The organism is Micromonospora sonchi, from assembly GCF_014646235.1.
Classification (GTDB): domain Bacteria; phylum Actinomycetota; class Actinomycetes; order Mycobacteriales; family Micromonosporaceae; genus Micromonospora; species Micromonospora sonchi.
In genome coordinates this window covers 1-26579 of record NZ_BMNB01000003.1, presented here as the reverse complement: position 1 = coordinate 26579, position 26579 = coordinate 1, and the positions used below count along the sequence as shown (strand labels likewise).

The window sequence follows — 26579 nt, the reverse complement described above, 5'->3', positions numbered from 1 at the left end:
GTAACGTGGGACGCCGGCGGCACAGCGCAAGCCGGTTCAAGGGCTGCACGCCGCATACCACGCGGTGTGCAATGGGAAGGGAGTCGTCTTGCGCTCGGTGCGTGGGATGCGGATCGCCTCGATCATCGCGGCGGGTGGGCTCGTGCTGAGCGCCGCCGCCTGTGGCGAGGCCCCGGATGAGGACAACAACGCCGGCTCCGGCGGCGAGAAGTACACCGCCTGCATGGTCACCGACGTCGGCGGTATCGACGACAAGTCGTTCAACGCCTCGGCCTGGAAGGGTCTTGAGCAGGCCAAGGCCGAGAACAGCAACATCGACATCAAACACACCGCATCCAAGGCCGAGGCGGACTACGAGCCGAACCTCACCCAGTACGTCAACCAGAAGTGCGACTTCATCCTGGCCGTCGGCGGCCTGATGCAGGACGCCACCGAGAAGATCGCCAAGGCGAACCCGGAGCAGCAGTTCGGCATCGTCGACGCCAACCCCCGCGTGGCCAACGCCTATCCGATGCAGTACGACACCGCCCAGGCCGCCTTCCTCGCCGGCTACCTCGCCGCCGGAATGACCAAGTCCGGCAAGGTGGCGACCTACGGGGCGGTTCCGATCCCGCCGGTGACCATCTTCATGGACGGCTTCGTCGACGGCGTCGCCCACTACAACCAGGCCAAGGGCGCCAAGGTCCAGGCCCTCGGCTGGAACAAGGAAAAGCAGCAGGGCTCCTTCACCAACTCGTTCGAGAAGCAGGACGAGGGCAAGAAGGTCAGCGACACGCTCGTCGCCCAGGGCGCGGACATCATCATGCCGGTGGCCGGCGGCGCCGGCCTGGGCACCACCGGCGCGGCCAAGGCCGCCGGCGGCAAGTACCACACCATCTGGGTGGACGTCGACGGCTGCGAGAGCACCCCGGACTGCGCCGCGATCCTCACCACCGTGGTGAAGAACATCCCGGGCGCGGTCAAGGAGGCCGTGCTGAAGGCCGCCGCTGGCGAGCAGCTCGCAGCCGACCCGGGCTTCGTCGGCACGCTGGCCAACGACGGCGTCTCGCTCGCCCCGTTCCACGAGTACGACAGCAAGGTCCCGGCCGAGCTGAAGGCCGAGGTCGACAAGCTGAAGGCGGACATCGCCGCCGGCACCGTCAAGGTCGAGTCGCCCGCCCAGCCGAAGTGACCGTCGCCGGCCACCCACGTTGAACCGGGGGTGGCCGGCAGAGCACGCCACAGATCGATCCGGCCGTTCCGGCGCGGGGGACGCCCACCGTGCCGGAGCGGCCGGTCCGCGCCACCGGTCGCCGGCCCTGCCGCGACCAGCTCTCCAGCGGCTACGCTGCACCATCGCTTCGCACCCCGGGAGGTTGCGCTGAGACTCGAACTGCGCGGCATCACCAAGCGGTTCGGTGATCTGGTCGCCAACGACCACATCGACCTGACGGTGGAGCCTGGAGAGATCCACGCCCTGCTCGGCGAGAACGGCGCCGGCAAGTCGACCCTGATGAACGTGCTCTACGGGCTCTACCAACCCGACGAGGGCGAGATCCTGGTCGACGGGAAGCCGCTGAAGCTGCGCGGCCCCTCCGACGCGATCGCGGCCGGCATCGGCATGGTGCACCAGCACTTCATGCTCGTACCGGTCTTCACCGTCACCGAGAACGTCATGCTCGGCGCTGAGCAGGTGCGCGGCGGCGTCGCCGGCTTCCTGGACCGTCGCCGGGCCCGGCGCGAGGTCGCCGAGGTGTCGCAGCGGTACAACCTGCGGGTCGACCCGGACGCGGTGATCGAGGACCTGCCGGTCGGCGTCCAGCAGCGGGTGGAGATCGTCAAGGCGCTCACCCGCGACGTCGACCTGCTCATCCTGGACGAACCCACGGCGGTGCTCACCCCGCAGGAGACCGAGGACCTGCTGATCGTGATGCGGTCGCTCAAGGCCGCCGGCAAGTCGATCGTCTTCATCACCCACAAGCTCGGCGAGGTCAAGGCGATCGCCGACCGGATCACGGTGATCCGGCGCGGCAGGACCGTGGGCACCGCGTCGCCGGAGGCCAGCCGCGACGAGTTGGCCGCGCTGATGGTCGGCCGTACCGTCCGGCTCACCGTGGACAAGGCCCCCGCCACCCCGGGCGAGCCGGTCCTGGAAATCTCCGGCCTGGTCGTCGACGACGAACGGCAGTGCCGCGCGGTGGACGGCGTCGACCTGACCGTACGCGCGGGCGAGGTGCTCGGCATCGCGGGCGTGCAGGGCAACGGCCAGACCGAACTGATCGAGGCGATCATGGGGCTGCGCCCGGTGCTTGCCGGCACGATCGCCCTCGAAGGCCGCCCGATCGACGGCTGGTCGACCAAGAAGGTGCTCCGGGCGGGCGTCGGCTACGTGCCCGAGGACCGCAGCGTGGACGGCCTGGTCAAGGAGTTCTCCGTCGCGGAGAACCTGGTGCTCGACATCTACGACCGGCCGCCCTTCGGTCGAGGGCTGTCGCTGCGGCCGGACGCGATCACCAAATCGGCGGCCGAGCGGATCGAGCAGTTCGACGTACGCACCTCGTCGGCGCAGGCGCCGGTCGGCACCCTCTCCGGCGGCAACCAGCAGAAGGTGATCGTGGCCCGGGAGCTGTCCCGGCCGCTGAAGCTCTTCATCGCCGCCCAGCCCACCCGAGGGGTGGACGTCGGCTCGATCGAGTTCATCCACAGCCAGGTCATCCACGAGCGCGACATCGGCACCGCCGTGCTGGTGGTCTCCAGCGAACTCGACGAGGTGATCGGGCTGGCCGACCGGATCGCGGTGATGTACCGCGGGCGGATCATCGGCATCGTCGGCCCGGACACCCCGCGCGAGGAGATCGGCCTGCTGATGGCGGGCATCACCCCCGACCGTGACGTGCCGGCCACCGGCGACGGCGAGGCACCGGCCCCCGATGGTCCAGGTAGCGAGGACGAGAAGGCATGACCACCCACCCCCAGCCGGGCTCCCCGGACAAGGAGCCGGCGAGCGAGGAGCAGGCGGCCCGGACCGCGCTCGGCGACACCGAACGCGCGCAGCTGGCCAGCACCCCCACGGCACTCCCGGAACGCCCCACGCTGGGGCGACTGTTCCTGGAGAACCTCTGGGCCGCCAACACGTTCACCGTGACCCTGCTGTCACTGGTCCTCGCGATGGTCGTCGGCGCCGTCCTGATGATCATCTCTGATCCGGACGTGCTGGCCACCTACGCCTACTTCACCGCCCGCCCGACGGACGCGCTCGGCGCCAGCTGGGGGCTGGTCAGCGAGGCGTACGCCAACCTGTTCAAGGGTTCCGTCTTCGACCCGGGCGCGACCACCGTCACCGCCGCGCTGAGCCCGATCTCGGAGACGCTCACCTACACCGCGCCGCTGGTCTTCACCGGCCTGTCGGTGGCGCTGGCCTTCCGCGGCGGCCTGTTCAACATCGGCGCCCAGGGGCAGGCCACCATGGGCGTCATCCTGGCCGCGCTGGCCGGTTTCCTGCTGCCGCTGCCGCCCGGGCTGCACCTGCTGGTCGCGGTGCTGGCAGGTGCCGTCGGTGGGGCCGTCTGGGGCTTCATCCCCGGCATCCTCAAGGCGCGCACCGGCGCCCACGAGGTGATCAACACGATCATGCTCAACTACATCGCGGTCTACTTCCTGACCTGGCTGATCGTGCAGAACGGGGTGCAGGACACGAGGCGGACCGACGCGATCAGCCGGCCGGTGGACGCCTCCGCCCAGCTGCCCCGACTGTTCGACGAACCGCTGCGGGCGCACACCGGCATCTTCCTCGCGGTGCTGGCCACCGGGGCGGTCGCCTGGCTGCTCAACCGCTCCACGCTCGGCTTCGAGCTGCGGGCGGTGGGTGCCAACCCGGACGCCGCCCGGACCGCGGGCATCAGCGTCACCCGGACGTACGTCCTGATCATGGTCTTCGCCGGGGCCCTGGCCGGGCTCGGCGGCTCGCAGATGGTGCTGGGCACCACCGCCGCCGCACTGACCCCGCTGGTGGTCGCCCAGATCGGCTTCGACGGCATCCTGGTCGCCCTGCTGGGCCGGGTGAAACCGTGGGGCGTGGCGCTGGCCGCGCTGCTCTTCGGCGCGTTGCAGGCCGGCGGCAACCGGATGCAGTCGTACTCGAGCATCTCGCTGGAACTGGTCACCGTGCTCCAGGCGCTCATCGTCATCTTCATCGCCGCGCCGGCCCTGGTGAAGGCGATCTTCCAGCTCCGGGCGGCGCGGGCCGCCCGGCTGCAGACGAGCCTCGCGAAGGGCTGGTGAGGCATGTCCACCACGGCTGTTCCCGACGTTGCGGTCGCACCCGTCGACGAGGGTTTCTGGACCCGGACCCGCAAGGTCGGTCTGGTGCTGGTGGCGCTCGGCCTGCTGGCCACGGTGCTGTTCGGCGCGCTCGCCACCGACGAGCCGGCCCGCTTCACGTTCAGCGAGGACGCCGCCGGGGCGGCGCTGGAGATCAACGGCACCTTCGGCGCGATTCTCTTCGGCCTGCTCACCCTCGCCGCCGGTGGCGCGATGCTGGCCGGATTGCCGAAGCGCTGGTTCATCCCGCTGCTCGCGGTGGGCCTGGTCGGCTTCGTGCTGTCGTTCCTGTGCTGGCAGGTCTCCGACGCCCCGACCGGGCAGAACTTCATGCCGCTGGTCAACATCGTGCGGGGCACCTTCCTGCTCGCCCTGCCGCTGATCTTCGGCGCGCTGGCCGGAGTGCTCTGTGAGCGTTCCGGCGTGGTGAACGTGGCCATCGAGGGACAGTTGCTGATGGGCGCGTTCAGCGGTGCGCTCTTCGGCAGCATCTCCGGCAGCGTCTGGGTGGGCCTGGTCGCCGCCGCGGTCGGTGGGTCGTTCATCTCGCTGCTGCTGGCCGTCTTCTCCATCCGGTACCTGGTCGACCAGGTGGTCATGGGCATCGTGCTGAACCTGCTGGCGCTGGGTATCACCGGCTTCCTCTACGAGCGGCTGATGCAGACCGACGCCGCGCGCTACAACAGCGCGCCCCGCTTCAGCAACTGGGAGATCCCGCTGCTGTCGGACATCCCGGTGCTGGGGCCGGCGCTGTTCCGGGGCAACATCTTCCTCTACCTCGCCCTGCTGCTGGTGCTCGTGATCCACATCGGGCTGTTCCGGACCCGCTGGGGGCTGCGGACCCGGTCGGTCGGCGAGCACCCCACGGCGGCGGACACCCTGGGCGTGAAGGTTCTCGGGCTGCGCTACCGCAACGTGATCATGGCCGGCGCGGTCGCCGGCATCGGCGGCGCCTCGTACACGCTGGCGCTCTTCTCGTTCACCAAGAACATGATCGGTGGTAAGGGCTTCATCGCCCTGGCCGCGCTGATCTTCGGCCGGTGGAGCCCGACCGGGGCGCTGCTCGCCGCGCTCTTCTTCGGCTTCGCCGACCAGTTGGCCACCTACCTGGGGGCGATCAACAGCATCATCCCCGGCCAGTTCCTGGCCATGCTGCCGTACCTGGCGACGATCCTGGCAGTGGCCGGGCTGGTCGGACGGGTCCGGGCACCGGCCGCCGACGGCAAGCCGTACATCAAGGGCTGATCCAGGGAGCGAACCATGGAGATCGACTGGGAGCGGTTGCGGGCCGCGGCCATCGAGGTGATGCGGCACGCGTACGTGCCGTACTCGAAGTTCCCGGTGGGAGCGGCGGCGCTGGTCGACGACGGACGGATCGTGGTCGGCTGCAACGTCGAGAACGCCGCGTACGGCGTGGTGCTCTGCGCCGAGTGCGGGGTGGTCTCCTCGCTGCACGCCACCGGCGGGGGCCGGATCGTCGCGCTCTCCTGCGTGGACGCCACCGGCGAGCCGCTGATGCCGTGCGGGCGCTGCCGGCAGCTGCTCTGGGAGCAGGGCGGGCCGGAGTGCCTCGTCGAGGCCAGGGGCGGCCCGCTACGGATGGCCGAGCTGCTGCCGCACGCCTTCGACGTGGCCGACCTCGAGGCGGTCACCGGCGAGCAGCCGGTGCCGGTGGTGCCCGACCGGCTGGCCGCCTGGCGCGGACGCGGCACCGTCTTCGTGCACGCCGACCTGTCGGCGGGACAGCAGGTCTGGACGGCCTACTGGGAACGCTCGGCCGGCGACGACGCGGGCGCCGAGACCGGGGTGCTGGAGGAAGGGCCGAGTTGGAACGATCCGGCCGAGGCGATCACCTGGGGGCTGGCGCGTACGCCCCGGGTGGTGGTGGTGGATCCGTCCGGCACCATCTTCTGGGCCGGTGAGGGTGAGCCGCCTGCGGAGATACCGGTTCGTTGGGGTTGAGCTTGCGCGGTGGTTGCGGCTGGGGCCGGGGCCTGCCGTACCCGGTGGTTGCGGTTGGGGCCGGGGCCTGCCGTACCCGGCTCCGGGCGGTCAGGCTTGATCCCTGCGCCGGGCACGGCAGGCCCCGGCCCGTCGTGGGCGCGGTCCGTGCGTGCTGAAGCGGCCCCGGGTCAGCTCGGGCGGCACGGTCGCGGAACGCATGACGTCGTAGCTCCGGCGGTGGGTCGGTGTGGGATGACGGTCGACTTGAATACTGATGGGACTCAAGGGTGAGTGCTTTTACTGCGGTTGATGTCATTCGGGTGAAGCGGGACGGGGGGGTGTTGTCGGACGCGCAGATCGACTGGGTGGTGGACGCGTACACCCGGGGGGCGGTGGCCGACGAGCAGATGTCGGCGCTGGCCATGGCGATCCTGCTGAACGGGATGACCGGGGCGGAGATCGCCCGGTGGACGGCCGCCATGATCGCCAGCGGCGAGCGGCTCGACCTGTCGTCCGTGCCTCGGCCGACCGTGGACAAGCACTCGACCGGCGGCGTCGGTGACAAGATCACCCTGCCGCTCACCCCGCTGGTGGCCGCCTGCGGCGCGGCGGTTCCGCAGCTGTCCGGGCGCGGGCTCGGGCACACCGGCGGCACGCTGGACAAGTTGGAGTCGATCCCGGGCTGGCGCGCCGCGCTGAGCAACGAGGAGTTCGCCGCCCAGCTGCGCGACATCGGCGCGGTGATCTGCGCCGCCGGGTCCGGGCTCGCCCCGGCCGACCGCAAGTTGTACGCGCTGCGCGACGTCACCGGCACCGTCGAGGCGATTCCGCTGATCGCCAGCTCGATCATGAGCAAGAAGATCGCCGAGGGCACCGGTGCGCTGGTGCTCGACGTGAAGGTCGGCTCCGGCGCGTTCATGAAATCGGTCGACGACGCCCGCGAGCTGGCCCGGACCATGGTAGAGCTGGGCGGCGCGCACCGCGTGCGGACCGTCGCCCTGCTCACCGACATGTCGGCCCCGCTCGGCCGGGCCATCGGCAACGGGGTGGAGGTCACCGAGTCCGTCGAGGTGCTGGCCGGTGGCGGTCCCGCCGACGTGGTGGAGCTGACCCTGGCACTGGCCCGGGAGATGCTCGACGTGGCCGGGTTGCCCGACGCCGACCCCGCCGCCGCGCTGCGCGACGGGCGGGCGATGGACGTCTGGCGGTCGATGATCCGGGCACAGGGCGGTGACCCGGACGCGCCGATGCCCGAGGCGAACGAGGTCGAGGTGGTACGCGCCGACCGGGACGGATACGTCGCGGCGGTCGACGCGTACGCCATGGGGGTGGCCGCGTGGCGGCTCGGCGCGGGACGGGCGCGCAAGGAGGACCCGGTCAGCGTTTCCGCCGGCGTGGTGCTGCACAAGCGTCCCGGTGACCCGGTCAGGGCCGGGGAGCCGCTCTACGAGTTGCGCGCCGAACAACCGGAGAAGTTCCCGTCGGCTCTGGCGGAGGCGGCTCGGGCGGTCACCCTCGCGGAGCGTCCGCCGGCGCCGCTGCCGTTGGTGATCGAACGCGTCGAGTGACGAGACCCTGGTCGGACCCCATGGTGCCGAGCCGACCGGACGACTACTCTCGCAGGCCATGGGGGACAGGCGGCGCCTGCGCCGTCGTGAGCAGACAGGGATGTTGCCGTGATCGTTCCCGCCCCCGATCCTCGGGAAGTGCGTGAGGCGAGCCTGGAGGAACTGTCCCGGCTGCGTCTGCCGTTGCCGCCGCCGCAGTTCCCGCTGGTCTGGGAACCCGGCGACCGGATCGAGCTGCGACCCACCGGGGAGATCGAGGCCCGGATTGCAGTGCTGCACCTCATCCTGGCCCGGTGCTTCGGGATGCCGCCCCAGGCGGCGATGAGTTGGCTGCTCGCCTCGCACCTGGTGGAGATGGTCACCCCGCCGGAGTTCCAGTTCGTCACCGGCGCCAAGGGCGACCACCGCTCCTTCGTCCTGCACCATGACGCGCTGTTCTCGCTGGCCTGGGTGCTCGGCCTGGCCAAGCAACTGGACCCCACCATGCCGGTGGACGAGCGGCTGGTCGAGCGCCTGCCCAACTTCGCCGAGGGGGAGACCTTCCGGCAGTGGCGCTCGCGGATCCTGGCCGCGCCGCAACACCCAGCGGATGCCGCCGCCCTGCTCGACCTGCACTACTGCCTGGACTGGGCGTACCTGGAGGTGGACCGCTCGGGACGGACGCTACCCGGTCTGGTGGACGCGAACGCGATCGGGCAGCGCCGGTGGGCGCTGGAGTGGGCGGTGATCCTGCGCGGGCCGTACCATGACGAGCCGCCCGGCTGGGAAGAGGTCGACCTCTCCACCTAGTGCGGTGTCCACTAACGTTTGCCGGGTTTCCGGTGCGCTGTTGTGGATCCTCGCCGTTGGGCGAGCGACTCCCCACCGCTCGGTGGTGGGGCGGGCCTCCGCGGGCCAACTGATCCGCTCGCTGCCCGGTGTGGGCGGCGGGGATCACGCCGGGACTGGCCGGCACCGGGGAGGTGTCGGCCGGCTCGACGGTGCGTGACCACCTCCGGCACCACAGCAGGTGCGGTGGGGGTGGTGGGTCCGCCGCCCGGGGTGCGGGTGGCGATGATGGCAGCCGCGACCAGGTCGCGGTGCCCAGAGAATTGGCAGTGCGGGCAGGTCAGGGTCCGCCCACGCGGCTTGGGTACCCGCCGCCGGCAAGCAGGGCAGGTGGAGGAGGTGCCCCGTTCGTTAACGGGATCAACGGTGATACCCGCCAGTGTGGCCTTGTCTTCCAGGACTTGCATGAGGCGGCCGATCTGCCACTGCCGTAGCCGCAGGTTGTGCCGCCGCCCCGCGTCGATGTCCAACACGCCGCGTGGGTTCCCGACCTTGAGCACACCGATTCGCTGCTGCACCGCCCAGGACACCACCGCTGCGGCGGCTTCGTGCTGGGCCTGCCGGACCCGCCGCTTGTGTCGGCCTTCGACCAGCCGGGCCCGTCGCCGGTACTTGCGCCACCGCCGCGAACCCCGCTGGCCCGGTGTCGGGGCCCGCCGTGAGACGGCGCGGCGGCGGGCTTTGGTGTCGGCCAGGTGCATGCGGTGCTCGGCGCGGATCGCCCGCCCCGACACCAACAGCCCTTCCCCGTCGGGGCTGGCGACGGCGTAGGGGTGGATGATCCCGAGATCCACCCCGGCCACCCGGGCCGGATCCGGCCCTTCACCGGGCGGATAGGTTGTCACCGGAACCTCGGCGGTCACGTCCAGGAACAGCCGACTGCCCTCACACAACAGCGTGACCGATCGGACCTGCTCCACCGGGTACGGCATCTTTCGCGCCAACCGCACCCACAACGGCCGGGCACCCTGAGCCATCGGGATCCGCACCCGACGTCCCTCAATGCTGAATGTGCCGTGGTACCAGCGCACCGGCACCAACCCACGGCGGCGCCGTGGGAACCGCGCCGACAGGTCACCGTCCTTACGGCGTTTCGCCGCCGCGAACCACGCATCCGAAAACCGCCGCAACACCGACCGGGCACCCGTGCTGTCCAACTCACCGAACGTGCCCGGCCCCGACCCCGACAACTCCCGACACAACTCCTGATAACCGGTCAACGGTGTGTCGTCACGGCGCCGCCGCCACGCGTTGATCTCCAACACGCACGCCCACACGTCACCCGCCGAACGCAGCAGCCCAAAACACCGCCGCCGCTGCCCAACCGTCACCCGCAGAGCGACACGCGCCGTGCGATAAACGACCCGAGCAGCGGCAGGATTCCGACGACGAGGCACGGACCACACCCAACACCACGGGTACGACAATTTGCCGCATCGGCCCAACCCGGCGAACGTTCATGGACACCGCACTAGCGTGGGCGGTGGACGTCGAGGCGTACCGCCATGGTCACCCGGACCGGCTCGCCCAGCTGGGCGAGCCGGGCGCCCAGTCCCGCCGGGTCGGCGTGCCAGGCGCTCGGGCCCATGCCGACGAGGGTGGTCACCTCCGCACCGGAGAGGATCAGCTCCTGCCGGTGCACGGTGGCCGACTCCTCGGTGAAGTGCCCGCCGAGGCTGGCCGCGACCCGGTCCGCCTTGGCCGGGTCGACCCGCAGCAGATCGAGGGCGTCGACCAGTTCGGTGAGGTGGTCGGCGGCCGGGGTCACCACCAGCAGCCGGCCGCCCGGGTGCAGGATCCGGTGGAACTCGGCACCGTTGCGGGGCGCGAAGACGTTCAGCAGCAGCGCCGCCGAGGCGTCCGCCAGCGGCAACCGCTGCCAGGTGTCGGCCAGCGCCGCGGTGACGCGCGGGTGGATCCGCGCGGCCCGACGCAACGCCGGCTTGGACACGTCCAGGGCGAGACCGGCCGCGCCTGGCAGCGCCGCCAGCACCGCCGCGAGGTGCCAGCCGGTGCCCGCGCCGGCCTCCACCACCAGCGGGTACGCCCCAGCGGGGCCGCCGTGCCTCCGGGTGTCGCCGTGCCTCTCGTCGTCAACCACTCCACCTCGTGCGTCGACGGGTAGGACGCTGCGGGCGGCGTCGGCGAGCGCGGCGGAGATGATGTCGTAGTGGCCGGCGGCCAGGAAGTCCGCTCGGGCGGCGACCATTTCGGCGGTGTCCCCGCCGTGCGGGGCGCGGCCGGCGAGCAGGTTGACGTAACCCTGCCGGGCGATGTCGAAACTGTGCCGGCGCGGGCAGCCCAGCGCCCGGCTCGCACCGGCGGTGATCTCGGCCAGGGGCTCGACGCAGACCGGGCAGCGCAGCCGGTCGACGACTCGACGATCCATCACCGCAGCAGGTCGCAGGCCGATTCCACGTGCCCGAGCGTACCGAGTGCACCGCCGCGGACTAGGGTCTGGTCATGGTCGCGAGGATCCGCTACGAGGACATCGTCAAGGCGCCCAAGGCGCTGCTGCACGACCACCTGGACGGCGGCCTGCGACCCGCGACGATCGTCGACCTGGCCGCCGAGGTCGGTCACGAGCTGCCCACCACCGATCCGGTGGCGCTGGGCCGATGGTTCGTGGCGGCGGCCGACTCCGGCTCGCTGGAGCGCTACCTGGAGACGTTCGCGCACACGGTCGCCGTGATGCAGACCGCCTCCGCGTTGCGCCGGGTGGCCCGCGAGTGCGCCCTGGACCTGGCTGCCGACGGGGTGGTCTACGCCGAGGTGCGGTTCGCCCCGGAGCAGCACCTGGAGCGGAACCTGACCCTGGACGAGGTGGTCGAAGCGGTGCTGGCCGGCTTCGTGGAGGGCAGCGCGCTCGCCGCCGAGGTCGGTACCCCGATCCGGGTCGGCACGCTGCTCACCGCGATGCGGCACGCGGCCCGGTCACAGGAGATCGCCGAGTTGGCCGTGCGGCACCGCGACCACGGCGTGGTGGGCTTCGACATCGCGGGTGCGGAGGCGGGCTTCCCGCCCACCCGGCACCTGGATGCCTTCGAGTACCTCCAGCGGGAGAACTTCCACTTCACCATCCACGCCGGCGAGGCGTTCGGGCTGCCCTCCATCTGGCAGGCGATCCAGTGGTGCGGGGCCGACCGCCTCGGCCACGGGGTACGCATCGTCGACGACATCACACCCGGACCCGAGCCGGTGCTCGGCCGGTTGGCGGCGTACGTGCGGGACAAGCGGATCCCGTTGGAACTCTGCCCGTCGTCCAACGTGCAGACCGGTGCCGCCGCCTCGATCGCCGAACACCCCATCGGCCTGCTGCGCGACCTGCGCTTCCGGGTCACCGTCAACACCGACAACCGGCTGATGAGCGGCACCTCGGTCTCCCGGGAGATGGCCCTGCTCTGTGAGGCGTTCGGCTACGGCTGGCGCGAGGTGCAGTGGTTCACCATCAACGCGATGAAGAGCGCCTTCATCCCGTTCGACCAGCGGCTGCGGATCATCGACGAGGTGATCAAGCCCGCGTACGCGAAGCTGCTGGTGTGAGGGCGACCGGGCCGCGGCGAGCGGGCGACTGAGCTCAGCGGGCGTGCGGATGCCCGGCGGCGAGCAGGCCCGCCACCTGGCGCAGCACGTCCCGGCCACGGGCCGCCTCGGCGCCCAGGCCGGTCTGCCGACGCAGCACCGCCGGTTCCGTGCGCAACAGGGTCAGGCCACGGCGGAGCAGGACCCCGGGCCCCTTACGCTGCTCGGCGAGGTCGCGGGCCAGCCGGCGGAGAAAGGTCGCGCCGCGCGGTCGCCGCAGCGCGTACGCCCCGGCGAGCAGGCCCCGACGCCGGCATTCCTCCACAATCTCGGCGGCAAATATCCCTTCGGCGACAAAGAGTGGCGAGTCGGCCAGTTCGAACAGTCGGTTGGCGACCCGCCGATCCTCGTTGATCGCATAGACCGGTACTTCTGCCCGGCCGTGCCGGACAAGTCGCGTAATGACCTCGACAGCAGTAGCCGCATCCCACGAACCGGGCGACTCCCAGTCGATCTGACCGTTCCGTCGCGGTAACGTTGGGTCATTGCCGTTCTTGTAAAAATCGTCCAGGCAAAGGACGGGTAACCCTGTTTGTTGAGCTATGTACGACTTTCCGGAGCCGGAGGGACCGGCAAGTAACACGACTCGGCGAGGGGATTCCATAACGTTCAGTGACTCCGGACAGACGGACCGCGAGCAAATTGCATCAACATCTCATCACACCTCCGGTTGGGGACAACCTGGGCTTTCTCTTTCCGGGACGGCGTGATGGAATCTCGGATGGTCCGACCCCGCCGGGTCGGCCGCTGGGCGTTGCCCGAGGCAACGCGGACGCTGCAATCACGAGGGCGGTGACGTGAGCAAACGGCCGAAGACGGCGGGCTCTTTCCTGTCGCGTCTGCGCCGGCCGGCTGGTCGGCTCCGCGACATGCCGATCTGGTCCAAGCTCGGTCTCATCATGATCGTGCCGACCATCGCCACGGTTGTCGTGGGCACCAGCGGCCTGATCGATCACCTGGAATCGCTGGGCAACGCCAACCGGGCCGGTGATCTCGCTGAACTCGTCGGGCACTCCGGCAAGCTGGTGGACGGCCTCCAGGACGAGCGGACCGCGGCCGTGTTGCTGCTCGGTGTGACGCCGCAGCCGGGTCGGGCCGAGCCGGCGGAGAAGAAGCGTTATTCCGCCCTCTACGGCGAGGTGGCGGCGCGGGTGGACGAGGCCAAGGCCCCCTACTCGCGGCAGCGGGGTGAGTTGAGCGACCTGCCCGACAGCCTGGATGCGTTGCTCAACCAGATCAACGAGCGCCTCGGTGACCTGCCGGGCACCCGTAGCCAGGTGTTGAACGGCAAGTTCAAGATCACCGACGCGCTGCAGTCGTACGACGAACTGATCAACCAACTGCTCGCCGTCCGGGACTCGGCCAGCCAGCTCGCCGGTGACAGCGAACTCAGCGACCGGATGCGGACCGCTGCCGCCGTGTCCCGGGAGAAGGAGTGGCTCTCCATCCGCCGGGTGGTGGTGCACCGCGCCCTGATCCAAGGCGGCATGAGCGCCACCCTGCGGACCGACTACATCTCCAGCGAGACCGGCCAGCAACAGGCACAGCAGAGCTTCAACGCGGTGGCCACCGAAGCGGAGTCGGAGTTCCACGCCCAGACCATCGGCGGCGGTGACCGCCGGCAGGCCACCATCTACATCAGTCAGGTCAACGCCGACACCTCCGAGAACCTCTCCGGCGTCTCCTTCCGGCCGGAGCAGTGGGACGCGGCGTTGGTGGCGAACGGCGAGCTGATCCGGACGGTCGAGCAGAAGTTCGACTCGGACGTGGTGGCGAAGGCTGGCGAGCTTCGCTCCGGCGTGCAGCGTCAGGTCTTCCTGGAGACCGGCCTGCTGCTGACCATGCTGCTGCTGGCCATCTTCCTGGCCTACCTGGTCGCCCGCTCGATGGCCCGTTCGCTGCGTGAGCTACGCGAGGGCGCGCTCTCCATCGCCCGGTACGGGCTGCCGCACGCGGTGGCCAGGCTGCGTGACCCGCAGGTGACCGGGCAGCTCTCCCCGGTGCAGTTGGCCAATCAGATCGCCGAGCCGCTGCCGGTGCGCAGCAAGGACGAGTTCGGCCAGGTGACCGAGGCGTTCAACGCCGTCCACCTGGAGGCGGTCCGCACCGCCGCCGAGCAGGCCGCGCTGCGGGCGTCCGTCGCGACCATGTTCGTCAACCTGGCCCGCCGCTCCCAGATCCTGGTCGACCGGCTGATCGGGCACCTCGACCGGCTGGAGCGCGGCGAGGAGGATCCGGACCGACTGGCCGAGCTGTTCCAGCTGGACCACCTCGCCACCCGGATGCGCCGCAACGACGAGAACCTCCTCGTCCTCGCCGGCGCGGACTCGACCCGGGTGCAGCGGGAGCCGGCCGCGCTGATCGACGTACTGCGCGCCGGTCAGTCGGAGGTCGAGCACTACACCCGGATCGAGTTCGGGGTGATCGACCGGGACATAGAGGTCGCCGCGCACGCGGTCAACGACCTGGTTCACCTCGTCGCTGAGCTGTTCGACAACGCCACCGCCTTCTCGCCGCCGGACTCGCAGGTGCTGGTCGAGGCCCGCCGGATCGGTGACCGCGCCTCGCTGTACGTGGAGGACCGGGGCATCGGCATCAGTGCCGAGCAGTTGGCCGACCTGAACGAGCGGCTGGCCACGCCGCCGCAGGTGGACGTCGCGGTGTCCCGGATGATGGGTCTGGTCGTGGTCGCCCGACTCGCGTCCCGGCACGGCGTCAAGGTCGAGCTGCGTCCGGGCAGCAGCGACCGGGGCACGGTGGCCGAGGTCGCGCTGCCGCCCACGGTGCTGGTGCCCCGGGCGCTCACCGGTCGGGGGCAGCATCCCGCCGCGCTGCCTGCCTCGCCGGCGCTGCCATCCGGGCCGAACCCGGCGTTCGGCGCGGCGCCTGCGCTGGGCGGCGGGACGACCGCGCCGACGCCGCCCGCGCAGCGTCCCGGTGGCTCGGGTAACCAGGTGACCCTGGGCGGCCGGCCCTTCGACCCGGCCAGCCGCAACGGTTCCGGCACGCCGGCCCAGGTGGCGGGCGCGGGAAACCTGCCCGCCTGGTCGGACCTGACCGGCGCCAGCGGGGTCAGCAGCGGAAGTGGCTTCACCACGCGCAACTCCAACGGCCAGTCGATCGATCCGCTGCCGCAACGCCGGGCCGCCGACGAACCGACCGTCACCGACCAGCAGCCGACCATCCCGCGCCAGCTGCCGAGCAGCCCGGAGGCCGGGCCGTACGCGCCGCCGGCAGTGTCGGCGCCCCCGGTCTCGGGCACGCCCTACTCCGCCCCGCCCTACTCCGCCCCGCCCTACTCGGCCGCTCCAGTCTCCGGCCAGCCCGTGTCGTCCGCCCCGATCTCGGCGGCGCCGATGTCGGGTTCGCCGGTCTCGACGCCGCCCGGTGGCCACCTGCCGCAGCGGCCCGTCTCGGCGGCACCCACGGCCGGGCCGGCGAACACGTACGCCGCGGCACCGCCGGCATGGCCACCGGTCGCCGGGGAACCGTCCGCGCCGCCCGCGCCCGAGCGGCTGGCCGCGGCGCTGGACATGACCACCGAGCTGCCGCGGGTGCAGCGCCCGGCGGCGCCGCCGCCCGCTCCCGCCCGGCCGGCCATGCCGCAGGCCCAGAACCGGCAGCGGTACGCGGATGAGACGATGGAGTTGCCGATTTTCCGGGAGCTCGAGTCGGCGTGGTTCCGCACCCGCCGTCCCGGCCCGGAGGAGTCGGCGGGTGCCCGGCAGCCGACGGCGAACGGCGCGACCCAGCAGCTTTCCGCGGTCGACACCACCGGTCGACCGGCCGCACAGCAGAGCCCGAGTGGGACGACAGGTAACGAGCCGATGGCAGAGACTCCGACGGCCGCGGGGGCGTCCGGCGGGTACGCGGCGGCGAGCGGTGGAGCCCGACCGGGCGCCGCCGAGAGCAAGCCGCCGTACCGCTCGGCTCCGCAGGAGAATGTGTGGCAGACTGCCGCCGACGACGGCTGGCGGGCGGCCAGCGCCGCCAGTCAGGTGCCGGATGCCGGAACCACCCAGACCGGGTTGCCGAAGCGTACGCCGATGGCCCAGCTCGTTCCGGGAGCGGTGGCCAAGCCGACCACCTCGGTGCAGCGGCGCAACCCGGAGTCGGTGCGCGGTCTGCTCTCCGCCTACCACCGGGGTGTCCAGCGAGGGCGTAGCAGCCACTCCTCGGACAGCAACCCGACCGGCCCGGAGGAGACCTCGGGCGGGCAGCAATCCTCGCAGTCTGGCTCAGGCCCGGTGGCCGGGAGCGGGCAGAAGGAGCAAGAAGGATGACTACTACGCAGGATCTCGGTTGGCTGCTGGCCAACTTCGCCGATCGGGTGCCCGGTGTCGCACATGCGGTCGCCGTCTCCGCGGACGGCCTGCTTCTGGCGTCGTCACGAGACCTTCCGCGGGACCGGGCGGACCAGCTGGCGGCGATCGCATCCGGGCTGGTCAGCCTGACCCAGGGCGCGGCCCGCTGCTTCGAAGGTGGCGCGGTGCTGCAGACTGTGGTCGAGATGGACAATGGCTTCCTGTTCCTGATGTCGATTTCGGACGGCTCGTCCTTCGCGGTGCTCGCCGCGCGCAGCTGCGACGTCGGGCAGGTTGGTTACGAAATGGCCCTGCTCGTCGATCGGGTGGGCGACGCCCTGACTCCGCAGCCACGTACGGCTGTCGGGATGATGGGCTGATCGTCGCGCCATCCGGTGAGACGAGCAGGGCGAGAATATTGCACACGACGGGTAGCGCCGGTGGGATCCGGTGTGGGGTACGAAGGAGGTGAGCGGCGACATGACCGATCGTGACGAGCCGACCGGCGCTCTGGTCCGTCCATACGCCGTGACCCGCGGTCGTACCCGTCCCCGCCTCGACATCGCCTTGGAGGCGCTCGTCGAGACAACGGTGCGCGGTCGGGCCGCTGCCACAAGCAACGGTGGCCATGGCCGTGAACACCAGTACATCGCCGCGCTGTGTGACGGACGGGTGCAGTCGCTCGCTGAAATTGCGGCGCGGATGCAACTTCCGCTCGGCGTGGCCCGGGTGCTCATCGCCGACATGGCGACGGACGGCCTGGTCGCGGTCCACGAGCCGACCATCCTGGACGACTCGGACGACGCGGTGGGCACTGAACTGCTGGAGAGGGTGCTGAGTGGACTTCGCAGGCTCTGACATGTCGCACCGCCCGCCGACCCCGAGCGGGCGCGTGACGTCGGCGAAGATCGTTATTGCCGGTGGTTTCGGCGTCGGCAAGACGACTCTGGTCGGCTCGGTTTCGGAGATCACGCCGCTGACGACCGAGGCCATCATGACCTCAGCCGGGGTCGGCGTCGACGACACCCGACAGGTGCCGGGAAAGACGACGACCACGGTGGCCATGGACTTCGGCCGCATCTCGATCGATCGTGACCTGATCCTGTACCTGTTCGGTACGCCGGGTCAGACCCGGTTCTGGTTCATGTGGGATGAACTGGTCCGGGGTGCGATCGGCGCGGTCGTGTTGGTGGATACCCGCCGCCTGGCCGACTGCTTCGCGGCGATCGACTTCTTCGAGCATCGGCGGCTGCCGTACCTGGTGGCCATCAACTGCTTCGACGGCATGCAGTACCACGATCCGCAGGACGTCCGGGACGCGCTCGCGATCTCCAGCGACGTTCCGGTGGTGGCCTGTGACGCCCGGAACCGGGAGTCGACGAAGCACGTGCTGATCTCGCTGGTCGAGTACGTGCTCACCATGCGTCGCTCCCGCGCCGTCGCCCCGGCCTGACGATCGCGCGCCGCGCCCGGTGACGGCTGGTGTCGACACCGGGCGATGGTCGCTGTCCATGGCCCCGGCACGGTCAGCTGAGGCGGTTCCAGGCGCCACCGTCCACTCGGTACACGCCGAGGGAGTGGCGTTCCATGCCGCTGTGCCGGATCGGCGTGAAGGAGTAGAGCCCGGCCATCCCGTCGGTGATCTGGTTCTGCAGGTAGGCCCGCAGCCGGCCCCGGTCCACGCTGTTGGCCAGCTTGGCGGCGTTGGTGATGAGCAGCAGGGCGTCCGAGGCGTACGGCGCGAAGCCGTTGTAGGCGCCGTGCCGGCGGATGTACTGCGAGACGAGTTCGCGGTACGCCCGCCCGGTGGCGCTGCTGTTGGCCAGGGTGGAGCCGCCCAACGAGGCCGGGTGGACGGCGTGGGCGCCCTCGACGGCGGGGACGTTGTGGTCCTCCAGTGTCTCCTCGGCGACCGCCCCGGCGTCGAAGAACAGTTGGCCGGTGAATCCGGCGCCGCGTAGCGCCCGTGCGGCGGCGCCGGAGTTCGGCGCGGTGGCCCATACCACCACGCCGTCCGTTCGCGCCGCCACGGCCGTTTCAGCGGCCCGCGCGAGGCCGTCCTCCGGCCGGGGTAGCCGTACCGTGTCGGCGAGCGTCACCCCGACGGTACGCAACGCCCCGGTCATGGCGCGTACGCCGGAGTCGCCGTGCAGCCCCTCCTCGGCCAGCAGCACGACCCGGCGCAGCCCTCCGGTGTCGATCACCCGAGCCAGTCTGCGGGCCACGTCCCCGGCATCCGGGGTCACCTTGTAGATGAAGGCCCGCTGGGCCAGGGGGACCGTGATCGCGTCGCCGAACGCCAGCGACACGAACGGCAGCCGCAGTTCCTGCGCCACCTTGATGACCGACATCGAGGTCTCCGCGAGCGTGCCGCCGAGCAGGGCGTGCACGTCGCCGCGTCGGCCCAGTTCGGTGGCCTGCCGGGCGGCGAGCCGGGGATCACTGCGGTTGTCCAGCACCTCGAGCCGTACCGTCCGGCGGAGATTGCCGACCGGGACGCCCTTGGCGTTCACGGCCTCCAGGCTGATGGCCAGCGCCCGCTCCTGGCCCACCCCCAGGGCGGCTCCGGGGCCGCTCAGCTCCAGGGTCGCCCCGATGACCAGTTCGGGTCCACCGGTGGCCCGGATGACGGTCGCCTCGGGCTCCCCGTCGCGCCCGCAGGCGCCCAACAGCAGGGTGCCCGCAGCAGCGGCGAGAACCCCCCGCCGGGTGAGCACGGATGGGCCGGTTGCCGGTGTTGCCATGACTCGCCTTCCCGCCCGGCGACCTGCCGCCGGCCGTTCTGCGGGTATGCTCCCGGCCCCAGCGACCCGGCGTCAAATTATCCGGGTGTGGGCATGAACACGCAGGTGAACGGGGGTGCGGGGGCGTCAGGAGCGGTAGCCGGCGGAGCGGTACTCGTACTCCCGATCGTCGTCACGGTCACCGGTGTCCCGGCTGAAGTCCCAGCCGCCGGCCGACTCCCGCCCCGGGCGGCCACCGACCGCGAACCCACCGATCTCCTGTCCCCGGCGCCAGCCGCGGAAGTAGCCGGTGGTGTTCTCGGCCAGGCTCGCCGCGTCCCGCACGATGCGTAGTGGACGCTCCTCGCGCAGCGGAGAACCGGGCACGAGGTTGGCCTGCGGCACGCGTTTGGGCAGCCCGGCCGTCGTCTCGGCGCCCACCGCCGGGCGGGCCGCCTGCTCGGCGGCCTGCCAGCCGCTGTCGGCCAGGGACGACCAGTCCAGATCCGCATCCGTGTCCTCGCCGTGCCCGACGAACCAGGCTGACCTGGCCTGAGCGAAGATCAGCAGGTCGCCGTCCCCGTCGTCGGAGATCGGTGGCGGCCGGCGCTCGGCCGGCGGCTCCGGCCGGCGGGCCGGCAGCGCGACGTCCAGGCGTTCGGACGGCGGCTCCGGCCGGCGGGCCGGCAGCGCGACGTCTAGGCGTTCGGACGGCGGCTCCGGCCGGCGGGCCGGCAGCGTGACGTCCAGGCGTTCGGACGGCCGGTCACCGCGTTCCGTGTTCTCCCGGTCCACCAGGCGCAGCGGCGGGGTGTCCAACTGGGATTCCGCCCCGGTGCGCAGTGCCCGGTCGGCCAGCGGCGCAGGCTCGACCAGCCGCAACACCGGGGGCTCCGGCGGCAGGTCGTCGGCGAGCCACGGTGGAGTCACCCGGCGCTCGGCGGCGGAGTCGTCGGCCGGCGGGTCGGCGGCGGCCCGCCGGGCGCCCTCGTAGGGACCGACGGCCGGGTCGTGCGCCGGACTGTCGGCCGGACTCTCCGGGTTGTTGACCAGCGGCCAGTTCGCCCGGGAACCGGGCGCGGGCGGCTCCTCCTGGCCGGGACGGGACGCCGGCATCGGGATGCTCAGGTCGGTGGCGCTGAAGCCACCCGTCGGTGCCGGCGGTTCACCGTTCGTCTTCGGCCGTGGCGGGATGACGGTGCGCTGGCGTTCGGCGCGCGCGCTGTTGATCGCCGCGGTGGTGAGGATCGGCCGGAACGGTTCGCCCGCCTCGGCGGGCGGCACCGAGCCGCGCTGCGCCGGCGCGATCGGGGTGATTCCGGGCGGGGGCGGCGGTGGCGTGGAGATCGGCCGGTTGGTCGGGCCGTCGATCCGCGACGGGGGCGGCTCGGGTCGCGACGGCGGCGGCTCGGGTCGCGACGGCGGCGGCTCGGGTCGCGACGGGGGCGCCGAGACGGGCGGGCCGGCGACCGCGGCCGGCGCCACCGGAGCGGGTGCGACCGGCGGCGGGGTGACCGGGGCGGGTGCCACCGGCGGCGGACCCAGCGGTCGGGGCGACGGTGGCGTCGCGCTTCCCGGTACCGGCTCGGGGCGGCTACGGCGCCCGCCGCTCGGCTCGGGCCCGGTGGGACGCACCGCACGTAGGCCGGTTCCGGAACCGGCGGTCGACAGTTCACCGGCCGGCTCACCACGCCGGTCGACGGTCCGCCGGCCGGGCAGTTGCACCGGCGCGGCCATGCGCGCGTGCAGCGCGCCGACCAGCGCCTGACAGCCGGCGTCACAGGCGCGTACGGAGGCGACCGCCTGCCGGATCGTCTCGGCGGCGGCGGAGGTGAGGGCACGGTTGACCGCAGACCGCCGGGGGGTCTCGGCGATCGCCACCCGTAGTGCGGTGACGGCCTCGTCGATCGCGTCGGCGTCGCCCAGGCCGTCGGCCGTCAGCTGGGCGGCGACGGCGTCGGCGGTGACCGCGGCGTCGCGGCCGCGGCCGGCGGCATCGGTGAGCATTCCCGGTTCGGGGAGGGCGTCCAGCACGGCCAGCGGAATCAGGTCGGCGGGGTCGGGGTAGGCGCGCAGCGCGGCCGGGTAGAGCTCGCGGAGCACCTCGCGGAGCGTCACCGCGGCGGAGTGCCGCCCGCTGGCCAGCGCCGCGTGCGCCGCGAGCACCTGCTTGTAGCCGGCGAGGTCCCGGGGCGCCGGCAGGGTCACCGCCGACAGCGCACCCGCCTGTAGCGCGCGGGCCAGGCCCACGGCCCGTCGTACGGCCGGGGGCGACTGCATCTCCTCGACCGAGTCGTCATCGGCGAACCGTTCGGCGAAGTCGTCGACCGAGTCGTCGTCGGCGATCGCCAACGGGCGCCCGGCGGCGCTGAGCAGAGAGGTGACGCTGTGGTCGTCGCTGTCGGCGGCTATCGCCGCGCCGCTCGGCCCGCCGGAGCGTTCCACGAGCAGCGTGACCAGCCGGGCGTAGCCCGCCGGGTCGTCGCCGATCTCGCAGACATTCAGCAGACGGCCTGCGTCGTCGACCACAGCGGACGTCAGCGCCGAACCGGCCGGAGCCGATCGGTCGGCCGGATCAGCCGAGGCCAGACCGCAGTACACGCGCACGAGCGCCACGGCGTCGTCCTCCTCCCGGACACAGGGCTACCTCTGCCAGAGACTGATGCTCCCTGGTGCGGGTCAGTCGCGCCAGTCCACGACCGCAGAGATCTTGCCGACAATGGTCCGCCAGCCCAGACTTGCGGTTTGTGCCCCGATTTTCTTCAATCGACGACGCCCCATGAATCCGCCGATCCCGCCATTGACCGAGGCCCGCAGTGCCTCGTCCAGATCGTCGAGACTGGAGCCGCTGGAAAGCATGTCGAGCACGGCGGGCAGGCGCAGCGCGTACGCCACGTCGCGGGCCACCTCGCCAGCCTCGATGAGCAGCGTCGGATCCCAGCTGTCGTGCCCGCCGCGGAGGTTTTCCACCACGAGATCGAGCTCGTAGACGTCCTCGGCGCGGGGCGCGATGTCGGCCGGTTCCACCCGTTCGGACAATTCATTCCAACTGTCCAGCTGAGACAGATCGTTGGGCGCGCCGGAGCGGACGAAACTCACCAGCGACTCGGGGGTCTTGAACAGCAGCAGGCGCCCCCGGTGGCTCAGGAATGCCGGCACTTCCTCGTCGCCGGCCTCGTCGGCCGCCTTCTCGTCGGTGTCGTCCTCCTCCTCGGTGTCGCCCTTCTCGGCGTCGCCCTTCTCGGCGTCGCCCGCGCCGCGCTCGGCCTGCTTCTCCTCGTCGTCGCTCTCGGCGAACTCCCGGGCGACCTCCTCGTCGAGGATGACGACCTCGTCGTCCTCGTCGTCCTCGGCCTCCACCACCTGACGGCGGGCCAGGAAGGGGTCGTCGGCGTCGCGTTCGGCCACATCGGTCGGGGTCAGCTCGCTGGCCGGCCGGTACGCCCGCAGGGTGTAACCGGTGCCGGCGGGCAGGGCGATCTCCACCGGGTCGATCCGCAGCTCGTCCCAGAGCGCGCGGGCCGCGTCGGCCGACACGGCGGCGTCCGGTTCGGCGGGGCCGGTCGTGTCATCGAGCTCTGGCTCGTCGGCGTCTGGCCGTTGAGGCGACTGGCGGGCCACGGTGACCTCCGTGTGCGTCGGGCTGCCCACCCACGGCGGGGTGCCGGTGGGTGACTCTGGGCACATACCCTAGTTGGCTGCGGTGGGTAACGGGTCTCCGCCCCGGTGGCGGCGCCGCCACTTGACAGGTAGCCTGTCTACTTATGAACGCCCAGGCGCTGCACGGACACCTCGACGCCTTGCTGCTCGCCGTGCTGGAGCGGGGCGCCCTGCACGGCTACGCCATCATCGAGGCGTTGCGGACCCGCAGCGACGGCCGGCTCGACCTGGCCACCGGCACGGTCTACCCGGCGCTGCGGCGACTGGAGCGGGCCGGCCACGTGGCCAGCGCCTGGAGCATCGTCAACGGCCGTGAGCGACGCACCTACGAGCTGACCGACGCGGGCCGACGCGCGCTGGCCGATCAGCGATCGGGATGGCGCGAGTTCAGCGCGACCGTCGCCCGCTTCCTCGACTCGGGCACCTCGTCCGCGCCGGCGGGCTGATCCACGGTGCTCAGCGGGTGGCGAGCAGCCAGGTGTGCGCCGCCCGGCCCAGCCAGACATGGGCGGCCCCGGCGGCGAGCATGCCGACGATCATCGGCGGCCAGGTGAGCGCCGCGTCCCAGAGCAGGATCGACCAGCCGAACAGCACCGCGGCGGCCAGCGCGCCCAACACGGCGGTGCCGGTCAACAGGCCACCCACCGCGTGGGCCAGCACGGTGAGCCCCGGGCGGGACGAGCGCGCGGTCGCTCCCACCAGCACCAGACCGGCCGCGCCGAGCAGGAACGCCATCGCCCAGATCCACTCCACCGACTGCGACACCAGCAGGTAGCCGGCGGGCGGTGGCGGGCCCTCGCTCCAACTCGAACCTTGCCAGGTCAGATCGCCGGCGATCGCGGCGGCTCCGGCGAAGGCGAGGACCCGCAGCGACAGACCGCGCAGCGCCGCCACCGCCAGCTCGGCCTGGTACGCCGGGGCGAGCTGCTCCGGCGTACCGAAGTCGGTGACGGCCCGCCGAGCGGCCTCGTGAACGGGCAGACCAACATCCCGGTACGCCTCGACCGCGTCGAGCAGCCCGTGCCGCGCCTCGGTCATCAGATCCGCCCGCACCCGGCGCGGCCCGCGTAGTCGGCCAGCCAACTGCCGCAGATGCTCGTCGACCAACACGTCATCCCGGACCGGCATGCGTCCACCCTGCCATGCGGCGCGAGCCCCAGCGTCCGGGGGAATCCCTGAGCCGATTCACCAGGGTTGCCCTGGATCTTGGTGAGAAGTGCCCCGGGGTGCTGGCGCAGCGGGCCCGGGCGCGCACGAGGATTCTGGAGGGCGTCGACAACGATCGGGCAGTTCACGATAGTTCGTGCCGAGTTCCGTCGGCGACGGCGTGGAGCTTGTCGGGGTTGGCCACGTTGTGGATGGTCGAGATGCGGCCCTCCGGGTCGAAGTCGAAGGTCAGCGTGGCGACCACGCGGTCCGGGCCGCGGAAGACCACGCCCGGGCCGCCGTTGATCCAGGTGATCTCTGCCCGCATCTGCCCGGGCTCGATGCCCTGATAGGTCACGGTGCTGAGCGCGGCGAACCAACGGGCCACGGTCTCCAGGCCGACCACCGGCTCGATGGCCTGGCGGACCTTGCCGCCGCCGTCGGTCCACAGCGTCACGTCCGGGGAGAGCAACTCCATGAGCGTGTTGATGTCGCCGCCCGTCGTCGCCGCGAAGAAGCGCTCGGTGACGTCGCGTTGGCGGGCGCGGTCGGCGGTGAAACGGGGCCGGCGGGCCTGGACGTGCTCGCGGGCGCGGTGCGCGGCCTGCCGGACCGCCGACTCCGAACGTTCCACCGCCTCCCCGATCTCCGCGTAGCTGAAGGCGAAGACCTCCTTCAGCACGAACACCGCGCGCTCCAGGGGGCTCAGCGTCTCCAGGACCACCAGCAGGGCCATGGAGACCGAGTCCGCCGTGGCGACGCCGTCGGCGGTGTCCGGGCCGGTGAGGATCGGCTCGGGGAGCCATGGCCCGAAGTAGGTCTCGCGCTGATGGCGGGTCGAACGAAGCCGTCCCATCGCTAGGTTGGAGACGATCCGGGTCAGATAGGCCTTGGGGTCGGCGACCTGGGAGCGGTCAACCGCCGACCACTTGAGCCAGGCGTCCTGGACCAGATCCTCGGCGTCGGCGGCGGTGCCGAGGATGCGGTAGGCGACGGAGAAGAGCAGGGTGCGGTACTGCTGGAAGGCGATCTGGTCGGGGTCGGCCTGCTGCGGCTGGGTCACTTGGCGCTCCGGATCCGGGTGTAGCGGCCGCCGTGCGGCCAGAACGCGCCCGAGGCGGGCATTTTCTTCATGCGGGCAAAGGCCGGCCACGGCGCGGCAGTGACCGCCTCCTTGTATTTCGCGGCCCGCTTGCCGGTCAACACGATCCGGCGCGGGCTGTCGTCTGGGTGGGTGAACTGCACGACGGCGTCGTTCCGGCCGAGGCTGACGGGTGTGTGGTAGTAGCCGAAGCGGAAGGGCTTGGGCTCTTCGCCGGCCAGCACCCGCAGGATCGAGAGGGCCGCATGCACGCCGGTGGGCATGCCGCCCTGGCAGGTCCCGTGCATCACGCCGTAGCCCTGACGGATCGCCGCCGCGTCGCCCACGGCGTAGACGTCCGGGTGGGAGATCGAGCGCAGCGCGCTGTCGGTGACGACGCGGCCGCGTTCGTCGACGGTCAGGCCCGCGGCGGCAGCCAACGGCGAGACACGGGTGCCGCTGGTCCACAGCACCGCGGCCGCCGGGATGCTGGAGCCATCCGCGAGCTCGACGCTGTCCGGCAGCACCTTGGTCACCTCGACGCCGCTGCACACCCGCACGCCGATCCGGGCGAGCGCCGCGCCCAGGTAGGCCTTGGCCTTCGGGTGCATGTTCGCGCCCGGCTCCTGCCGGCCCAGCAGCACCACCTGGAGCTCCGGGTGCCGCTCGGCGATCTCAGCGGCGGCCTCGACGCCGGTGAGGCCGCTGCCGCCGACCACGACGGTCCCGCTGTCGAGCCGGGTCAGCCGGTCGGCGAGGAGGGTGGCGTCCTCCGGGCTGTTGAGGGTGTAGGCGTGGTCGTCCACGCCGGCGACGGCGACGGTGTCCGCGATGCTGCCCAGGCCGTAGACCAGGGTGTCGTAGCGCAGGACCCGGTCGTCGTCGATCCGGACGGTCTTCGCCTCGGCGTCAACGGCGGTGACCCAGCCGCGGACAAAGCGGGCGCCGGTGCCGTCCAGCAGCTCCGGGATGTTCATCTCGGCCGTCTCCTGGCCGGTGGCAGTCATGTGCAGTCGGAGCCGCTCGGTGAAGGTGTCGTAGGGGTTGACCAGCGTCACTCGCAGGTTCCCGCTCTTCCTGGTGCGGGCCGCGAGCTGGATCGCGGCGGAAAGCCCGGCGTAGCCGGCGCCCAGGACCAGGACCTCGTGCTGCTGTGCTCTTGTCGCGTTCATCGCTCTGCTGTCTCTTCCGTGTCGGTCGTCCCCATTGGGCGGACGACCAGCAGACGCAAGCTGCCCTCTCGTTCGTGACGCGGCGGCTGATGTGACCTGCGTCACTTACGAGTGGGTGCGCCCACAACCGGCTCCGGAAGTCCCCCCCGTTACCTTTTTCGTGGCCCTGAGGCAAGGGCTCGCTGGTCACCGAGGCCGGTATGACTTACTGCCCCTGTCGTGTGCATGATCCGGGGGGTGTTGTCGCCGGTCTCGGTGGGCACTGGTGGACC

Annotated in this window: 22 protein-coding genes; 13 read left to right on the top strand and 9 right to left on the bottom strand. The window is 71.6% G+C overall.

The annotated features are described in order from the left end of the window. The first annotated feature begins 106 nt into the window (after positions 1-106). The 7 genes from IEY61_RS03845 (at position 107) to IEY61_RS03815 (ending at position 8600) form a co-directional block, all read left to right on the top strand. Entirely contained in the window at positions 107-1171 is a 1065-nt protein-coding gene (locus tag IEY61_RS03845) for a BMP family lipoprotein (protein WP_189041186.1), read from the top strand. Positions 1172-1327: 156 nt separating this feature from the next. Further along, on the top strand, positions 1328-2941 hold the full coding sequence (locus IEY61_RS03840) for an ABC transporter ATP-binding protein (protein ID WP_308424549.1): 1614 nt from the start codon (positions 1328-1330) through the stop codon (positions 2939-2941). Next, the gene (locus tag IEY61_RS03835; RefSeq protein ID WP_189040842.1) at positions 2938-4260 is read left to right on the top strand and encodes an ABC transporter permease; all 1323 of its coding nucleotides are present in this window, start codon (positions 2938-2940) and stop codon (positions 4258-4260) included. The genes IEY61_RS03840 and IEY61_RS03835 overlap by 4 nt, the downstream gene beginning before the upstream one ends. A 3-nt stretch (positions 4261-4263) precedes the next feature. After that, on the top strand, positions 4264-5544 hold the full coding sequence (locus IEY61_RS03830; RefSeq protein WP_189040841.1) for an ABC transporter permease: 1281 nt from the start codon (positions 4264-4266) through the stop codon (positions 5542-5544). A 15-nt stretch (positions 5545-5559) separates the two neighbouring features. Then, entirely contained in the window at positions 5560-6261 is a 702-nt protein-coding gene (locus IEY61_RS03825) for a cytidine deaminase (RefSeq protein ID WP_189040840.1), read from the top strand. A 269-nt stretch (positions 6262-6530) separates the two neighbouring features. After that, positions 6531-7811 carry a thymidine phosphorylase gene (locus IEY61_RS03820; RefSeq protein WP_189040839.1) on the top strand — a complete coding sequence of 427 codons (1281 nt, stop codon included), beginning with the start codon at positions 6531-6533 and terminating at the stop codon, positions 7809-7811. Positions 7812-7919: 108 nt separating this feature from the next. Continuing rightward, a complete protein-coding gene (locus tag IEY61_RS03815) occupies positions 7920-8600 on the top strand; it encodes a DUF4272 domain-containing protein (protein ID WP_189040838.1) in 681 nt (226 codons plus the stop codon). Between the two features lie 11 nt (positions 8601-8611). On the opposite strand, the gene IEY61_RS03810 is transcribed toward IEY61_RS03815, so the two are convergent. Both IEY61_RS03810 and IEY61_RS03805 read right to left on the bottom strand, forming a co-directional pair. Further along, positions 8612-9970, bottom strand: coding sequence for an RNA-guided endonuclease InsQ/TnpB family protein (locus IEY61_RS03810; protein WP_268240621.1), 1359 nt, complete (start codon positions 9968-9970; stop codon positions 8612-8614). 140 nt (positions 9971-10110) lie between these two features. After that, positions 10111-11028, bottom strand: a complete 918-nt coding sequence (locus IEY61_RS03805) for a putative RNA methyltransferase (protein ID WP_189040836.1) — start codon at positions 11026-11028, stop codon at positions 10111-10113. 74 nt (positions 11029-11102) lie between these two features. Here IEY61_RS03805 and IEY61_RS03800 point away from each other — a divergent pair, with 74 nt between their 5' ends. Next, on the top strand, positions 11103-12182 hold the full coding sequence (locus IEY61_RS03800) for an adenosine deaminase (protein ID WP_189040835.1): 1080 nt from the start codon (positions 11103-11105) through the stop codon (positions 12180-12182). 34 nt (positions 12183-12216) lie between these two features. Here the strand turns inward: IEY61_RS03800 and IEY61_RS31010 are convergent, their stop codons facing one another. Beyond that, positions 12217-12486, bottom strand: coding sequence for a hypothetical protein (locus IEY61_RS31010; protein ID WP_229705667.1), 270 nt, complete (start codon positions 12484-12486; stop codon positions 12217-12219). Positions 12487-13018: 532 nt separating this feature from the next. On the opposite strand from IEY61_RS31010, the gene IEY61_RS03790 reads away from it, so the two are divergent. From IEY61_RS03790 to IEY61_RS03775, 4 genes are all read left to right on the top strand, one after another. Continuing rightward, the gene (locus IEY61_RS03790) at positions 13019-16504 is read left to right on the top strand and encodes a sensor histidine kinase (protein ID WP_189040833.1); all 3486 of its coding nucleotides are present in this window, start codon (positions 13019-13021) and stop codon (positions 16502-16504) included. After that, the gene (locus tag IEY61_RS03785) at positions 16501-16905 is read left to right on the top strand and encodes a roadblock/LC7 domain-containing protein (protein WP_013283992.1); all 405 of its coding nucleotides are present in this window, start codon (positions 16501-16503) and stop codon (positions 16903-16905) included. The genes IEY61_RS03790 and IEY61_RS03785 overlap by 4 nt, the downstream gene beginning before the upstream one ends. A gap of 100 nt (positions 16906-17005) precedes the next feature. Continuing rightward, positions 17006-17383, top strand: a complete 378-nt coding sequence (locus IEY61_RS03780; protein WP_189040832.1) for a DUF742 domain-containing protein — start codon at positions 17006-17008, stop codon at positions 17381-17383. Between the two features lies 1 nt (position 17384). Next, positions 17385-17978 (top strand): GTP-binding protein, encoded by a 594-nt coding sequence (locus tag IEY61_RS03775; RefSeq protein ID WP_089011241.1) that lies wholly within the window; start codon positions 17385-17387, stop codon positions 17976-17978. A gap of 73 nt (positions 17979-18051) precedes the next feature. On the opposite strand, the gene IEY61_RS03770 is transcribed toward IEY61_RS03775, so the two are convergent. From IEY61_RS03770 to IEY61_RS03760, 3 genes are all read right to left on the bottom strand, one after another. Beyond that, positions 18052-19269, bottom strand: coding sequence for an ABC transporter substrate-binding protein (locus tag IEY61_RS03770; protein WP_189040831.1), 1218 nt, complete (start codon positions 19267-19269; stop codon positions 18052-18054). Between the two features lie 126 nt (positions 19270-19395). Beyond that, a complete protein-coding gene (locus IEY61_RS03765) occupies positions 19396-21864 on the bottom strand; it encodes a transposase (protein WP_189040830.1) in 2469 nt (822 codons plus the stop codon). 63 nt (positions 21865-21927) lie between these two features. Next, positions 21928-22899 carry a SatS C-terminal domain-containing protein gene (locus IEY61_RS03760; RefSeq protein ID WP_189040829.1) on the bottom strand — a complete coding sequence of 324 codons (972 nt, stop codon included), beginning with the start codon at positions 22897-22899 and terminating at the stop codon, positions 21928-21930. 113 nt (positions 22900-23012) lie between these two features. Between IEY61_RS03760 and IEY61_RS03755 the strand changes: the two genes are divergently transcribed. Continuing rightward, a complete protein-coding gene (locus IEY61_RS03755; RefSeq protein ID WP_189040828.1) occupies positions 23013-23354 on the top strand; it encodes a PadR family transcriptional regulator in 342 nt (113 codons plus the stop codon). 10 nt (positions 23355-23364) lie between these two features. Here IEY61_RS03755 and IEY61_RS03750 read toward each other — a convergent pair whose 3' ends face one another. The 3 genes from IEY61_RS03750 to IEY61_RS03740 form a co-directional block, all read right to left on the bottom strand. Further along, positions 23365-24036 (bottom strand): permease prefix domain 1-containing protein, encoded by a 672-nt coding sequence (locus tag IEY61_RS03750; RefSeq protein ID WP_189040827.1) that lies wholly within the window; start codon positions 24034-24036, stop codon positions 23365-23367. Between the two features lie 163 nt (positions 24037-24199). Further along, on the bottom strand, positions 24200-25117 hold the full coding sequence (locus tag IEY61_RS03745; protein ID WP_189040826.1) for an RNA polymerase sigma-70 factor: 918 nt from the start codon (positions 25115-25117) through the stop codon (positions 24200-24202). After that, positions 25114-26307 carry an NAD(P)/FAD-dependent oxidoreductase gene (locus IEY61_RS03740; RefSeq protein ID WP_189040825.1) on the bottom strand — a complete coding sequence of 398 codons (1194 nt, stop codon included), beginning with the start codon at positions 26305-26307 and terminating at the stop codon, positions 25114-25116. Before IEY61_RS03740 ends, IEY61_RS03745 begins: the two co-directional genes overlap by 4 nt. Positions 26308-26579 lie beyond the last annotated feature (272 nt).